This window comes from Nocardia sp. XZ_19_369 (genome assembly GCF_015355715.1).
In the GTDB taxonomy this organism is placed as follows: Bacteria; Actinomycetota; Actinomycetes; order Mycobacteriales; family Mycobacteriaceae; genus Nocardia.
The window spans coordinates 83,193-96,743 of sequence record NZ_JACVED010000006.1; the positions used below are offsets into that span (position 1 = coordinate 83,193).

The 13,551-nt window shown below is 66.9% G+C and carries 14 protein-coding genes; 4 read left to right on the top strand and 10 right to left on the bottom strand.

Translation table 11 applies throughout. The annotated features are described in order from the left end of the window. The first annotated feature begins 48 nt into the window (after positions 1-48). From IBX18_RS22535 to IBX18_RS22545, 3 genes are all read left to right on the top strand, one after another. The gene (locus IBX18_RS22535) at positions 49-780 is read left to right on the top strand and encodes a tyrosine-protein phosphatase (protein WP_194835572.1); all 732 of its coding nucleotides are present in this window, start codon (positions 49-51) and stop codon (positions 778-780) included. 287 nt (positions 781-1,067) lie between these two features. Next, complete coding sequence (erm, locus tag IBX18_RS22540; protein WP_194835573.1) at positions 1,068-1,871, top strand: 23S ribosomal RNA methyltransferase Erm; 804 nt, start codon at positions 1,068-1,070, stop codon at positions 1,869-1,871. Between the two features lie 59 nt (positions 1,872-1,930). Continuing rightward, positions 1,931-3,097 carry a lactate 2-monooxygenase gene (locus IBX18_RS22545; protein WP_194835574.1) on the top strand — a complete coding sequence of 389 codons (1,167 nt, stop codon included), beginning with the start codon at positions 1,931-1,933 and terminating at the stop codon, positions 3,095-3,097. Positions 3,098-3,123: 26 nt separating this feature from the next. On the opposite strand, the gene IBX18_RS22550 is transcribed toward IBX18_RS22545, so the two are convergent. From IBX18_RS22550 to IBX18_RS22585, 8 genes are all read right to left on the bottom strand, one after another. After that, positions 3,124-5,175, bottom strand: coding sequence for an AMP-binding protein (locus IBX18_RS22550; protein WP_373889218.1), 2,052 nt, complete (start codon positions 5,173-5,175; stop codon positions 3,124-3,126). A 568-nt stretch (positions 5,176-5,743) separates the two neighbouring features. Then, positions 5,744-6,649 carry an ectoine hydroxylase gene (thpD, locus tag IBX18_RS22555; protein ID WP_107657591.1) on the bottom strand — a complete coding sequence of 302 codons (906 nt, stop codon included), beginning with the start codon at positions 6,647-6,649 and terminating at the stop codon, positions 5,744-5,746. 6 nt (positions 6,650-6,655) lie between these two features. Further along, positions 6,656-7,054 carry an ectoine synthase gene (locus IBX18_RS22560; protein ID WP_107657592.1) on the bottom strand — a complete coding sequence of 133 codons (399 nt, stop codon included), beginning with the start codon at positions 7,052-7,054 and terminating at the stop codon, positions 6,656-6,658. Continuing rightward, complete coding sequence (gene ectB, locus IBX18_RS22565; RefSeq protein WP_194835575.1) at positions 7,051-8,328, bottom strand: diaminobutyrate--2-oxoglutarate transaminase; 1,278 nt, start codon at positions 8,326-8,328, stop codon at positions 7,051-7,053. Before ectB ends, IBX18_RS22560 begins: the two co-directional genes overlap by 4 nt. Then, positions 8,325-8,927 carry a diaminobutyrate acetyltransferase gene (gene ectA, locus IBX18_RS22570; RefSeq protein ID WP_194835576.1) on the bottom strand — a complete coding sequence of 201 codons (603 nt, stop codon included), beginning with the start codon at positions 8,925-8,927 and terminating at the stop codon, positions 8,325-8,327. The genes ectB and ectA overlap by 4 nt, the downstream gene beginning before the upstream one ends. A gap of 84 nt (positions 8,928-9,011) precedes the next feature. Next, positions 9,012-10,091 carry a HAMP domain-containing sensor histidine kinase gene (locus IBX18_RS22575; RefSeq protein ID WP_194835577.1) on the bottom strand — a complete coding sequence of 360 codons (1,080 nt, stop codon included), beginning with the start codon at positions 10,089-10,091 and terminating at the stop codon, positions 9,012-9,014. Next, on the bottom strand, positions 10,078-10,788 hold the full coding sequence (locus tag IBX18_RS22580; RefSeq protein WP_194835578.1) for a response regulator transcription factor: 711 nt from the start codon (positions 10,786-10,788) through the stop codon (positions 10,078-10,080). The genes IBX18_RS22575 and IBX18_RS22580 overlap by 14 nt, the downstream gene beginning before the upstream one ends. Positions 10,789-11,232: 444 nt before the next feature. Beyond that, entirely contained in the window at positions 11,233-11,640 is a 408-nt protein-coding gene (locus IBX18_RS22585) for a hypothetical protein (protein ID WP_228541602.1), read from the bottom strand. A 230-nt stretch (positions 11,641-11,870) separates the two neighbouring features. Here IBX18_RS22585 and IBX18_RS22590 point away from each other — a divergent pair, with 230 nt between their 5' ends. After that, entirely contained in the window at positions 11,871-12,191 is a 321-nt protein-coding gene (locus IBX18_RS22590; RefSeq protein ID WP_194835579.1) for a hypothetical protein, read from the top strand. An 18-nt stretch (positions 12,192-12,209) separates the two neighbouring features. Here the strand turns inward: IBX18_RS22590 and IBX18_RS22595 are convergent, their stop codons facing one another. Both IBX18_RS22595 and IBX18_RS22600 read right to left on the bottom strand, forming a co-directional pair. After that, entirely contained in the window at positions 12,210-12,995 is a 786-nt protein-coding gene (locus IBX18_RS22595; protein ID WP_147128672.1) for an RNA polymerase sigma factor SigF, read from the bottom strand. Next, positions 12,985-13,416 carry an anti-sigma factor gene (locus IBX18_RS22600; RefSeq protein WP_194835580.1) on the bottom strand — a complete coding sequence of 144 codons (432 nt, stop codon included), beginning with the start codon at positions 13,414-13,416 and terminating at the stop codon, positions 12,985-12,987. The genes IBX18_RS22595 and IBX18_RS22600 overlap by 11 nt, the downstream gene beginning before the upstream one ends. Between the last annotated feature and the right edge of the window lie 135 nt (positions 13,417-13,551).

The window sequence follows — 13,551 nt, forward strand, 5'->3', positions numbered from 1 at the left end:
CGAATATCCGCGAAGGTCGTTGTGGGCGGCGAACATAGAGTTCCTCGAGTGAACAGACACATCGACTTCGAACGGCTACACAACTTCCGCGATCTGGGCGGCTACCCGACCGCGAACGGGCAGATCGTGCGCTGGGGACGGCTGTTTCGCGCCGACTCGCTGAGCAAGCTGCGCGACCAGGACTGGGAGCGCTTCCTCGAGCTGGGCATCACGACCGTCATCGACCTGCGTTACCCCTGGGAGATCGATGCGAAAGGCCGAGTCCCGCAGCATGAGTCGCTCGTCTACCACAATCTCAGCATTGAGCATCGCCCGTACAATCAGGCGGCGCTCGGTCCGGACATCGAGGTGGGACCGTACCTCGCCGAGCGGTTCCTGGAGGTCGCCGCGGACGGTGTCGAGGAACTGCACCAGGCCATCGAGGTGCTTGCGAACGCGGACGGCCCGGCGGTCTTCCACTGCGCGTCCGGCAAGGACCGCACCGGGTTGCTCGCGGCTCTTGTCCTGAATCTACTGGGCGTGTCCGATGAGCGGATCATCGAGGACTTCGCCCGGACCGAGCTGGCTACCGACCGTCTCATCGCGGACTGGCGGGCGGCGTATCCCGACAAGGAGCTGACCTGGCCGGGATACGGGCGGGCACCCGCCGAGGTGATGCGGTTGTTCCTGGCGGCATTGGTCGCCGAATACGGTTCGGTGCGCGGCTATACGACGGAGCGGCTCGGCGTCGACGACGACGTGATCGCGGCCCTGCGACGGAGCTTGCTCGAAACGGCGTAACCCGCGCGAACCCGCGGGCGAAAAATCGGTCGCGGGTCGGCGCGGGGGTGCGATATCTTGCGGCCATGAACGGTTCGGCGATGAACGGCGGGTACGCGATCAGCGCGTACTACATCCGGCTGCGCACGGAGGCCTGGGCTCTGCCAGTGCACCGTTGTGCTCCGTTGTCCCGGCTGTTCTGATCGGGATGTGCGCCGGCGGTCGATGACCGTCGGATTTTCTGTGCTCTGGCATGGGTCCAGGCGAATCACTTTTTCTGATTCGACCACTCCGTTCGGAGGATACCCATGTCCCGTCATCGTTCGCTGCCGCGCGCCCGCGATTCCCGGGCCGGCACCCGTAAACATTTGTCCCAGAACTTCCTCGTCGACGCCGGGGCCGCCCGGTTGATCGTGCGCTTGTCCGGCGTCACCGACACCGATCTCGTGCTGGAGATCGGTCCCGGCGACGGCATGCTGACCAGGCAGCTGCTCGGCACGGCAGGCCGGATTCGCGCCTACGAGAAGGACGCCTACTACGCTGAGCGGCTGCGCAGGCGCTACGCCGCCGACGATCGAATAAGGCTGTTCCACACCGATTTCCGTGCAGTGGACGCACCGGACGAGCCGTTCGCGGTGGTCGCCAATGTGCCCTTCGCGGTCACCACCGACGTGGTGCGCTGGTGCCTGGCCGCCCGGCGGCTCACCTCGGCCACCCTGCTCACCCAATGTGAGTTCGCCCGTAAGCATTCCGGCGACTACGGCCGATGGACCAAACTCACGGTCACCCATTGGCCCACCGTCGCAATGGAATTGGGCGCGCGCATCGGACGGCACAGCTTCCATCCGGTACCGAGCGTCGACACCGCGGTCCTGCACCTGCGTCGCAGACCGCGCCCGCTGCTGCCGAGCTCGGCGCGCGCCGAGTACCGGCGGATGGTCGAACTGGGTTTCTCGGGGGTGGGCGGCTCGCTGGCGACCTCGTTGCGCACGCAGTTCCCGACGCGGGCGGTCCGGTCGGCCTGCGCCGCGGCGGACCTGCCGCAGGACACACCGGTCGGGCTGGTCGATCCCGACCGCTGGCTGATTCTCTTCCGGACATTGACCGGATAAGCGTTCCGCTACACAAATGTATCGGATACATTTATGTATCAAACGAGGAAGGGAGTGCCGTGACCGGCAACTTCGGTGACTACCAGTACGAGATCTACTTCCAGGGCCTCGGCGGTGTCCTGCCCGACCTGCCGATGACCTACGCGGACCTCGAAGCGCGGGCACAGGCCGCGCTGCCGCCGGGAATCTGGTCCTACGTGGCCGGCGGCGCGGGCGACGAGCTCACCCAGCGCACCAATGCGACCGCCTTCGAGAAACTCGGCCTGATCCCCCGCATGCTCCGCGCGACCAGGGACCGCGACCTCTCGGTCGACCTGTTCGGGATGAAGCTGCCGTCCCCGATCTTCATGGCCCCGGTCGGCGTGATCGGCCTCTGCGCGCAGGACGGCCACGGCGACCTGGCGACCGCCAAGGCCGCGGCGCGCACCGGCGTCCCGATGGTGGCCTCCACCCTGACGGTCGATCCACTCGAAGACGTGGCCGCCGAATTCGGCGACACCCCCGGCATGTTCCAGCTCTATACCCCGAACGACCGCGACCTGGCGCAGAGCCTGGTGAGCCGCGCGGAAGCCGCGGGCTTCAAAGCCATTGTGGTGACCCTGGATACGTGGGTGCCCGGCTGGCGGCCCCGCGACCTGAGCACCTCGAACTTCCCGCAGCTGCGCAGCCACTGCCTGGCGAACTACTTCAGCGACCCGGTGTTTCGCGGCATGCTCGCGAAAACTCCCGAGGAAGACCCGAAAACCGCGACGCTGACCTGGGTTTCGCAGTTCGGCAATCCGATCACCTGGGGCGACCTGGCCTGGCTGCGTTCGCTGACCGATCTTCCGTTGGTGCTCAAGGGAATCTGCCACCCCGACGATGCCCGCCGCGCCAAAGACGCGGGCGTGGACGGCCTCTACTGCTCCAATCACGGTGGCAGGCAGGCGAACGGCGGCATCCCGGCGATCGAGCACCTGCCCGAGGTGGTGGCCGCCGCCGACGGCCTGCCCGTGCTGTTCGACTCCGGAATCCGTTCCGGCAGCGACATTGTCAAGGCGCTGGCGCTCGGTGCGACCGCAGTCGGCATCGGCCGCCCGTACTGCTACGGGCTGGCACTGGGTGGAGTCCAGGGCATCGTGCACGTGCTGCGCGCCCTGCTCGCCGAGGCGGACCTGCTGATGGCGGTCGACGGGTATCCGGCGATCGCCGAGCTCACCCCCGACGTGATTCGCCGGTTGAGCTGACGCCGTCAGCCGGGCTGGGCACACGCTCAGCTCGGCTGAATCAGCGTGCGCTTCAGGATCTTTCCGGTCGCGTTGCGCGGCAGCGCCTCCAGGAAGGTCACGTCGCGCGGCACGGAGAATCGGCTGAGCCGATGACGTATGTAGTTGCGGACCATGTCGCGGTCCAGCCCGAAACCCTCCCGCGTCACCACGAACGCGGCGAGCCGCTGGCCGTACTCCTTGTCCGGCACGCCGACCACCGCCACCTCGCTCACCTGCGGCAGATGCGACAGCGCCTCCTCGACCGGCCGCGGGAAGACGTTCTCGCCACCGGAGATGATCATCTCGTCGTCCCGGCCCGCCACGAACAACAGCCCGTCGGCGTCGAGGTAACCGAGGTCGCCGGTGTCGAGCAGGCCGCCCCACTCGGTGGGCGGTGTGGCATCGGTGTAGCCGTCGAACAGCATGTGGTTGAGCACGAAGATGCGGCCGGTCACGCCGCGCGGCACCGGACGCAGATCCTTGTCCAGCACAGCGAGTTTCGTGCCGAGCGGCGGGCGCCCCGCGGTGGTCGGCGCCGCGCGCAGATCCGCCGGATCGGCGATGGTCGCCCAGGACACCTCGGTCGAGCCGTAGACGTTGTAGAGCACGTCGCCGAAGGTGTCCATGAACTTCAGCACGGTCGGACCGGCAAGGGGCGCACCACAACTCGCGACGACCCGCAGGCTGGAGGTGTCGTATCGATCCCGAATGTGCGCGGGCAGATCCAGGATTCGGTTCACCATCACCGGCACCACGATGAGCGCGGTGACCCGGTGCTCCTGGATCAGTCGCAGGCAGTCCTCGGCGTCGAACCGCTCCGGCAGCACCACGGTCGCGCGGATCGGGGTACTGATCTGCAAGGCCGCCAACCCCCAGGTGTGGAACAGCGGCGCGGGGATGAGCATGGTCTCGTCCATCCGCATCGGAATCCGCGACAGCAGCGCCGCAACGGTGCCGAAACCCTTGGGCTGCGGGCGTTGTGCGCTCTTGGGTGTGCCGCTGGTGCCGGAGGTGAGCACGATCAGCCGGCCGGGATGCGGCGGCCGCGCGAAGGTCGGTGCGTCGAGGGCGATCAGATCGTCGACCGTGTAGCGCTCGAACGCGCTGCGCTGGCCGGTGGCGAACCGCGGCACGCCGGCCGCCACGTACCTGGTGAGCGCGTCGTACTCGTCGTCCAGGAAGATCGCGGACAGCCCGTGCCGGTCGGCGACATCCTCGATCTGCCGGGCCGACAGTCCGGTGTTCAGCAGCACCGTGTCCACACCGAGTTTGCCGGTGGCGACCATGCATTCGACCATTGCCACGCGATTGCGGGACAGTAGCCCTACTTTGTCGCGCGCGCCGATGCCGAGCATGGTCAGCGCCGAGGCGAGTTTGTGCGTGCGCGCGTGCATTTGACCGAACGTGTAAGCGGACACATCATCCACGACGGCAAGGCGATGCGGCGAGTGCCCGGCGGCGGCCGCGTAACCGCCCGCCAGGGTGAATCCCCATTTGGCCAGCCCGCCCACCTGCTTGAGCGCGCGGTCGGGCCGATAGGTGCGCACGACACCGGTCGACACCATCTGCTTCAGCGTGCCGACCTGCTGTTTCGCCGCCGACTCCTCACCGTTGACCAGCACCGACGTCGGCGTGCCGAGGATGGCGTCGGTGATCCGGTCGAGCCCGGCCATGGTCCAGGCGATCACGTCGGCGTTGTCCTGCGCGGCGATCCACGGATGGATCCGGCCGGCGCCGAAGTAGGTGATGGTGACCCTGGTCTGCTCCTGCTCGCCGCGTAGTCGGATCGCGGCGAAACTGCCCAGGCCGGGGCACTGTAGCTCGAAGGTTTCCAGCTCTTTGCCGATCACCATCCGTACGGCGGGCACGGCGAGTTCGGTGCCGTCGTGCCAGGCCCGGATCAGCAGAACGGGGTGCGAGTCCGAGGTTTCCGCGCGATCGCAATCTCCGATTCCCAGGAACATCCGGGTGTAGGTCTGCGGGTCCATGAAAAAGTCCCACATGGCTTTGCGTGCGGCCGAGAACTCCGCATCGATAGTGATGACGTCCGTTACCAACTGCGTTGCATTTCTTCATGGGCCGACCGAGCGGTATGCGTCGGCATGGTCACGTAGTTGTACCCAGCGGTAACAATTAGGTCAAGTGCTTCGTCGATTGCTTCGGATTTGCCACAAAACTGGTCGAGCGCCCATTTTTGTGTGAGATGCCAATAGGTGACGGCACTCTGCACAAAGAGCGCGAAAACGCTTCCGGACCAGCCACGATCGGGCATCGCACCGAGAAGGCCACGCGCGCAAAGGCGCACGGCGATATGCGCGGACCGCTGCCCCGCTGACGCGGCTTCGGGGCGCTGAGTGATCTTGTGGCGAACGCCAACACTGTCGTGTTGTCCAGGACATTGCACACGCCAGAAGAACAGTTGGCGGGGCTCGCCGGGGATAGGGTCCGAATCCGGCTGCGTAGACGGCAGCAGCGGATGGCCGACAGGATCGTACCGCCGATAGGTGCGGGGCGCGCGGCGAGCGCCGGCCTCGGCCGAAGGTGCACTTCGGCGAAGCCCACCACCGACGCGAAAGCGCCCTCCGGTCCGGCAAGGAGGACCGAAGGGCGCCTTCCGGCGACGAATCAGGCGGGCAACGGCGTGAAGTCGCGACTGCCGATGTAGCCCGGCCGGGGCGCCGGTGCCGCGAACGGTTCTACCAGCGTGTTCTCCACGCTGTTGAACACCAGGAAGATGTTCGACCGCGGGAACGGCGTGATGTTGTTCGACGAGCCGTGCATCAGGTTCGAGTCGAACAGCAGCGCGGACCCGGCCCGGCCGGTGAACTGGCTGATGCCGTAGGTGTTCGCCAGCGTGGTGATGTCGGACTGCGCGGGCACCCCGATCTCCTGCTCCTGCAACGACTCCCGGTAGTGCTCGGCGGGCGTGCTGCCCAGACAGGGCACGAACGTCCGGTGCGAACCGGGCATCACCATCAGGCTGCCGTTGATCGGATAGTTGTCGGTCAGCGCGATGGACAGGCTCACCGCCCGCGGCACGGGCATGCCGTCCTCCGCGTGCCAGGTCTCGAAGTCCGAGTGCCAGTAGAAGCCCGCACCGCGGAAACCGGGCATGTAGTTGACCCGGCTTTGGTGGATGTAGACCTCGGAACCGAGGATCTGCCTGGCCAATCCGGCGACCCGGGACTCGCGCGCCAGGTCGGCGATCGCCGCACTGAGGCGGTGCACCTCGAAGACCGACCGAACCCGGTTCGACGACTTCTCCACGATCACCCGCTCGTCGCCGCGCAACGCCGGATCGCCTGCGAGACGGCCGATCTCGGCGCTGAAGTCGGCCACCTCGGTGGGCGTGAGCAGTTCGTCGATGCTGGCGAAACCGTCGGCGTCGAAGTTCGCCAGCTCCGGGCTCTCGACCCGGCCCCACACGGTCGGATCCTTGCGATCCAGATGGGTGGCGGGCGTGCTCAGCCGAGTCGGGTACCGATCGACTCGGTCGATCACGGGCCGAGTTTCAGTGTGCTGCAATACCATTACTGCCTATCCCCCGATCGTCGCGGCCACCAGCGGGTAAGCGCCGGTACTGTCGTGGACCTCCTGCCCGGTGACCGGAGGATTGAACACGCACATCATGCGCATCTTCGTCGTCGCCTCGAGCCGGTGCCGTTCGTGCTCGTCGAGCAGGTACATCGAGCCGGGCTCGAGCACATACGTCACGTTGTTGTCGAGGTCGGTGAGCGTGCCGGTGCCCTCGATCAGCCACACCGCTTCCACGTGGTAGCGGTAGTGGAACTCGTGCGTGGTGCCCGCGTCGATGGTGGTCTCGTGGAAGGAGAACCCGACGCCGTCGCCGCCGAGGATGATGCGCTTGCTGCGCCAGCCCTCCCCCGCCACGTCGCGATCGGTGCCGGTGATCTCCGCGGTGCTGCGCACGATCATGCGATCGCCCCCATGCCACTGCAGACGGTGTCCACGGCGCCGGTCAGGATGCCGAGGCCGTGGTCGAGCTCCTGGTCGGTAATCGTCAACGGCGGCAACAACTTCACCACCTCGTCGGTGGAACCCGAGGTCTCCACCAGCAGGCCGCGCTCGAAGGCGACCTGGCAGACCTTGCTCGCCTGCGAGGCGTCGTCGAACACCACGCCGTGCACCAGGCCGCGACCGCGCGTCGACAGGCCGGGCACATTGTCGGCCAGCTCGGTCAGCGCCCGGGCCACCCGCTCGCCCTTGGCCAGCGTCGAGGCCTGCAGCGTGCCGTCGGACCAGTAGTGCCGCAACGCGACTCCCGCCGTGACGAACGCCGGGTTGTTGCCGCGGAAGGTGCCGTTGTGCTCGCCCGGCGACCACTGGTCGAGCTCGGACTTGAACAGCACCAGCGCCATCGGCAGGCCGTAGCCGCCGATCGACTTGGACAGCGTGACGATGTCCGGGGTGATCCCGGCCAGCTCGAAGGAGAAGAACGGGCCGGTGCGGCCGCAGCCCATCTGCACGTCGTCGACGATCAGCAGGATCTCGCGGGCCGCGCACAGCCCGGCCAGGTGCCGAAGCCATTCGGCGCGTGCGACATTGACGCCGCCCTCGCCCTGCACGGTCTCGACGATCACCGCGGCGGGACGGTCGAAGCCGGACGAGGTATCGTCCAGAACCTTTTCCATCCACTGGAAGTCGGCGGTGGTGCCGTCGAAGTAGCCGTCGTAGGGCATGTGCGCCGCGTGCACCAGCGGCACACCGGCACCCGCGCGCTTGGCGGCGTTGCCGGTGACCGACAGCGCGCCCAAGGTCATGCCGTGGAAGGCGTTGGTGAAGCTGACGATCGTCTCGCGGCCGGTGATCTTGCGCGCGAGCTTGAGCGCGGCCTCGACGGCGTTGGCGCCCGTCGGGCCGGGGAACTGCACCTTGTAGTCCAGGCCACGGGGCGCGAAGACGGTGTCGCGCAGGGTGACCAGCAGGTCCCGCTTGGCCGAGGTGGACATGTCGAGGCCGTGCGTGATGCCGTCGCCGGCGATGTAGTCCAGCAGCGGCTGCTTGAGCACGTCGTTGTTGTGGCCGTAGTTCAGCGCGCCCGCGCCCGCGAAGAAGTCGAGATAGTCGTTGCCGTCTTCGTCGCGTAACCAGCTGCCCTTGGCCTTGGTGAACACGGTCGGCCAGTTGCGGCAGTAGCCGCGGACATTGGATTCCAGACTTTCGAAAATGCTCGTGTCAGCGTTGATCATCGGTGGTCCTCCTGCGTTGTGCGAGCGGTCGGTGCGATGAGATAGAGATCCTCGGGCGCGTGGCTGTCCGGGAAGACACCCGCGTCGAACAAGGGGCGCTTGGTGATTCGGGCGTCGCGGCGCCGTGCCACCGAGGTGAACAGGGCGATCGATGCGGCGTTGTCCGGTGAGATGGTGGTTTCCAGCTTCGAAACTCCCTGGACGGCAACATTGTTGAGCAAGGCATGCAGGAGTTGCGCGCCGGTCCCCTTGCCCTGCTGGGCGCGGTCGACGGCCACCTGCCAGACGAACACCGTGTCCGGCGCCTGCGGCCGGACGTAGCCGATCACGAAGCCGACGACGCGGCCGTTCACCTCGGCGACGACCGAGGTGGTCGCGAAGTCGCGACACCACAGCACGTAGGCGTAGCTCGAATTGGTGTCGAGCACTTCCGAATCCTTCGCGATCCGCCACAGCTGGGCGCCGTCGGCGACGCGCGGCGCGCGCAGCACCACGGCGGGCCCGGTCTGCTTGCGCGCCGGTGCGGAGCCGAGCGCGGCCGCAGCCTGTTCGACACGGATGCGTTCGAGCTCCGCGGTGTTCAACGTTGGCAGTGTCATACAACTCCCTGGTCGGGTCCGCAGTACTTATCCAGGCTTACGAACCAACTTTGAGGTGGCCTGGTCGACTTCATTACGGTTGTGTTACGACTCGATTGCGTCGATCCCCGGCACGGTGACGACGAACCGGGCGCCGCCGCCCGGCCGATCGGTGCATTCGACCTGGCCACCGTGCTTGGTGACGGTCTCGGACACCAGCGCGAGCCCGATGCCGGTACCGGTCGCCGAGCGGCGTCCGCTGCGCGCGGTCGCGAAACGTTCGAAGATGCGCACCCGGTCCGGCGACGGCACCCCGGGCCCCGCGTCGTCCACCACGATCACCGCGTCCCGGCCCGTGCGATCGGCGCGGACCGCGACGACGCCACCGCCGTGCAGATCCGCATTGCGCAGGAGATTGCCGACCGCCCGCTCCAGCTCGAGCTTGCGGCCGCGCACCACGACGTCCTCGTCGATCGTCAGCAGTTCCGGCGGATACCGCCGCTCGGCCAGCGTGTGCGTCAGCAGATCGCGCACCGACAGCGGCTCCATATCGCCGCGATGCATGCCCGCCTCGACCCGCGCCAAGGCCAGCAGATCGTCCAGCAGCCGCCGCAGATGATCGACCTCGTCGCTCACCAGGCCGAGCGCCCGCTGCGACCGTTCCGGCAGATCCGTGCGATGCCGGTTGAGCACGTCGACACTGGCCGTCAGGGTGGTCAGCGGCGTGCGCAGCTCGTGGCTGACATCGCCGAACAGCCGATGCTCGCGCTCGATCCGCCGCTGCAGCGAGTCGACCATGCTGTTGAACGACTCCACCGTGATGGCCAGATCCTGGTCGCGGGTGGTGGACAGGCGCAGATCCAGATCACCGGAGGCGATCCTGGCCGCCGTGCCCGCCAGCTCGTGCAGCGGCGTCAGCACCCGCCTGCTCGCCCACCAGCCGACGGCCGCGCCGATCAGTGTCACCACCACGGCACAGCCGATCAGCACATTGCGCAGCAGATCCAGATTCGACTCCAGGTCGGTGACGCCGGCCTGCGCGTGCTGCAGATAGCTGCGGCTGATGGTGAACACCGACACGACCAGCACCAGCGACATGAGCGCGGTGATCGCCGCGAACATGGCCGTCACCCGGCCGCGCAGACTCCAGCGTTTCGGATCGAACCAGCGCTCAGCGCTGGACATCGAGGCGGTAGCCGAGCCCGCGTACGGTCACCACGATGCGCGGATCGGACGGGTCCTTCTCGATCTTGGTGCGCAGCCTGCGCATGTGCACGTCGACGATCCGCTCGTCGCCGAAAAATCCTTGGTCCCAGACTCGTTCGAGCAATACGGTGCGGCTCAGCACCCGGCCCGGCGCCTCGGCCAGCTCGCACAGCAGCCGGAACTCGGTGAGCGTCAACCGGATCTCCTCGTCGCCGCGGCGGACCACGCCGCCGTCCTGCGCGAGCACCAGCGGGGCGTCGGGGTCGGCGTCGAGCACCATCTCCTGTGGTGCGTCGCGCTCGACGGTGGGCCGGGCCCGGCGGCGGACCGCACGCATGCGCGCGGTGATCTCTTTGATCTCAAAAGGTTTCGTGACGAAATCGTCGGCACCGGCCTCCAGTGCGGCCACCACATCGTGGGTATCGTCGCGGGCGCTGACCACGATGATCGGTACGTCGTGCTCGCGTCTGATCTCGCGGATGCAGTCGAAACCGTCCATGCCGCCGAGCATCAGGTCGACGATCATGACATCGGGCACACCGTTGCTGCGCAGATGGGTGAGCGCGTCCTCGGCCTCTTCGGCCTCTTCGACGTCGTAGCCCTCGTCCTCCATGGCGAGCCGAAGCGCCCCACGGACCCTATCGTCGTCTTCAACGATCATCAGGTTCGCGCTCACGACTGCGCCTCGCTGACGCTCGGCTCCGCCGTGACCGCGATGGCGGCTGCGCCTATTGTTCGCTCGCTACGCTCGCTCAAATACCTATCCCTTTGCAGACACGCGGACACGCGTCGGCCTGTGCGGAAATTCGCATCCCCAGACCAACGCGACATTCCGCTGTTCGAGCCACCTTGCCGACATTTCGAGTACCCGAACCGACCGTTCGGTAAACGTCGACTGGACGCTCGATCAGTAGCCATCGAGCCCCACCGGGGACGGCGCGACTCGCGCTGCCACGACCCCTTCGGGCCAGCTGATCAGCGTCTGACTAGTTATCCACCATGGTCGGAATCGCACCGTTACGCAACCGTTACGTGACTCCCGACACATTCCCGCCACCAGCTATTCACCCGTTCCACCGCGAGGGTGTATCAGGGGCGATTTCTGCTCGTCGGCCCGAACTCAGCGATCCTCGCGAGTCGGGCGCTCCAGGCGGTTGAAATTGCTGGGTGTCCCGTCCGCGCGCCGATCCTGATAGCGAAAATGCAGGTGTCGCTCGTCGAAGGTGGCGAACCATTCGTCCCAATTCACCGGCCGCAGCACCGCTCCGCCGTACCCGGGGAAATCGAAGCGCAGCACCCTGAGCTGACCGTTGTCCTCACTGCCCGGCATGGTGGCCGGGCGCGCACCGCGCCGCTCGGCCCACTGCCGGATGATGTCGTGATTTCTGGTGACGCGTGTGCGCTCCACATTTCCGAAGCGCACGCGATCCATCCGCTCGGGCGACTGGATTTCCTGCGAGTATTTCGGCGACCTCGAGCTCCCCGATCCGGCGTACGGAATCCGGGTGCCTAGTCGGTGTTCGTTCATAAACGAGCTCCCTGAGCCATCGGCATCGTATGTCCGGCTCCCTTTCACGTACCCGACCTCGGCTTCGGGCAAACCGGCTGTAGCGCACTCCACTGTCGAACCGGGCACATTCGGCCCGAAAAGCACTGACCGCCAGTGCGCCTGTGAGCCGAGCCACCCGCAACGAGGTGGCGATCGCAGTTGATTCAGCGGGACGCGACTGGGTAACGCCGAACGAAGGAGGCATACAGATGACGAGTCCCGTATCTCCCGAACCCAGTCCGGTACCCCCGGCCCCCAATCCCGATCCGGTTCCGCCGACGCCCAATCCTGATCCGGTGCCGCCGAGCCCGAACCCCAATCCCAATCCGGTCCCGCCGGTCCCCGGACCTGATCCGGCACCCGCCCCGCCGGACCCGGTACCACCGGTGCCCGGTCCCGACCCGGCGCCGTCTCCGCCGGATCCCGGCCGCCCCGACCCGCTCCCGCCGATCCCTGACCCCGGTTCGCCGTTCCCACCGACCGACCCGGTGCCGCCACCGATTGACCCGGTCCCGCCGAATCCCTTCTGAGCCGCGGTAATTCGGCGATCAGTCGCGTAATGCCTGATCGCGCAACTGATTCAGAGTTTTCGACAGAATCCGCGAGACGTGCATCTGGGAAACCCCCAGCACGTCCGCGATCTGCGACTGCGTCTTGGACTCGAAGAACCGCATGATCAGCACCTGACGCTCCCGCTCGGGCAGTTCTTCGATGAGTGGCCGGACGGCGAGGTAGTCCTCCACCAGATGGTAGGAGGGCTCTTCCGCGCCAAGGCTTTCCAGCAGCGGCAACGGCGCGTTCTCGATATCGTCGCCGGCCACCGCGTCGATGGACGAGGACTGGTAGGCGTTGCCCGCGATCAGCGCCTGGGTGACCTCGACGATGTCGACGTCCAGCTCGTCGGCGATCTCGCGGGCGCGCGGTATCCGGCCGAGCCGCTGCGACAACGCCTCCACGGTGGCCCCGATGCTGAGCTGAATCTCCTTGGTGCGCCGCGGTACTCGCACCGCCCAGGTGTTGTCCCGGAAGTGCCTGCGCACCTCACCCATGATGGTGGGCACCGCGAAGGCCAGAAATGATGAGCCGCGGGTGACGTCGAACCGGTCCGTCGCCTGCACCAGGCCGAGCCGGGCGACTTGCAGCAGATCATCGAAATTCTCACCGCGCCCGGCGAATTTACGCGCGATGTGCTCGGCGAGCGGCAGACAGCGGCCGATCAGTTCTTCGCGCATCGTCTCGCGACGCGGGTCCCCTTGGTCCAGTGCGGCGATCTTCTCGAACAGCGGCTCGATGTTGTCGTAGCTGTCGCCGCGTGATCTCGATTCACCCGCCATCCGATGCCCCTCGTATCCAACTGAAGTCGACCACAGTGGGATACCCGGATAGGACGCCGTCGAACGGCGCTTGTGCGGCGGCGATCGAATGGGTCAGCGTGCGCACGATGTGCCAGCCGAACCCCGCCTGCCCCACCACCGACTCCGAGGTGGCCACCGCGGCGACGTGGACGAACATTTGCCTGCTGTCGTAGGTGAAGTCGCAGTCCAGGGTGGATCCGGGCACCGCGTCCAAGATCAGCGAGGTGGCGACCTCGTCGAGTGCGAGGCGGATGTCGGTGACCTCGTCGAGGGCGAAGTCCGCGATGAGGGCGACGGTCTCGGCGAGCGCGCGCAACATCGTCAACTGTTCCAGCTGCGCGGGGATTCGAACGCCGACCGTTGTTGTTTCCGTTGAGGATCGGGAAGTCCATTCCCCCATGCCCATCACCACCTTGCTCTCGCAGCCGAACCCGGTGCCGTCGGTGACCGTCCATCCGAGTTATTCCGGGCCGCCCGCACCCAGCGCCGCGACAGGCAACCACTTCGAGGCCGCAGCGCTCCTCATCGCTTCGGT

What these genes read in the sequence shown, in the direction of transcription:
- IBX18_RS22575 (WP_194835577.1), bottom strand. Translation starts at nt 10,091, where the DNA reads ATGTCCAGCGCTGAGCGCTGGTTCGATCCGAAACGCTGGAGTCTGCGC.
- IBX18_RS22560 (WP_107657592.1), bottom strand. Translation starts at nt 7,054, where the DNA reads ATGATCGTGCGCAGCACCGCGGAGATCACCGGCACCGATCGCGACGTG.
- erm (WP_194835573.1), top strand. Translation starts at nt 1,068, where the DNA reads ATGTCCCGTCATCGTTCGCTGCCGCGCGCCCGCGATTCCCGGGCCGGC.
- IBX18_RS22600 (WP_194835580.1), bottom strand. Translation starts at nt 13,416, where the DNA reads ATGGGGGAATGGACTTCCCGATCCTCAACGGAAACAACAACGGTCGGC.
- IBX18_RS22590 (WP_194835579.1), top strand. Translation starts at nt 11,871, where the DNA reads ATGACGAGTCCCGTATCTCCCGAACCCAGTCCGGTACCCCCGGCCCCC.
- ectB (WP_194835575.1), bottom strand. Translation starts at nt 8,328, where the DNA reads ATGATCAACGCTGACACGAGCATTTTCGAAAGTCTGGAATCCAATGTC.
- ectA (WP_194835576.1), bottom strand. Translation starts at nt 8,927, where the DNA reads ATGACACTGCCAACGTTGAACACCGCGGAGCTCGAACGCATCCGTGTC.
- IBX18_RS22595 (WP_147128672.1), bottom strand. Translation starts at nt 12,995, where the DNA reads ATGGCGGGTGAATCGAGATCACGCGGCGACAGCTACGACAACATCGAG.
- IBX18_RS22585 (WP_228541602.1), bottom strand. Translation starts at nt 11,640, where the DNA reads ATGAACGAACACCGACTAGGCACCCGGATTCCGTACGCCGGATCGGGG.
- thpD (WP_107657591.1), bottom strand. Translation starts at nt 6,649, where the DNA reads ATGGTATTGCAGCACACTGAAACTCGGCCCGTGATCGACCGAGTCGAT.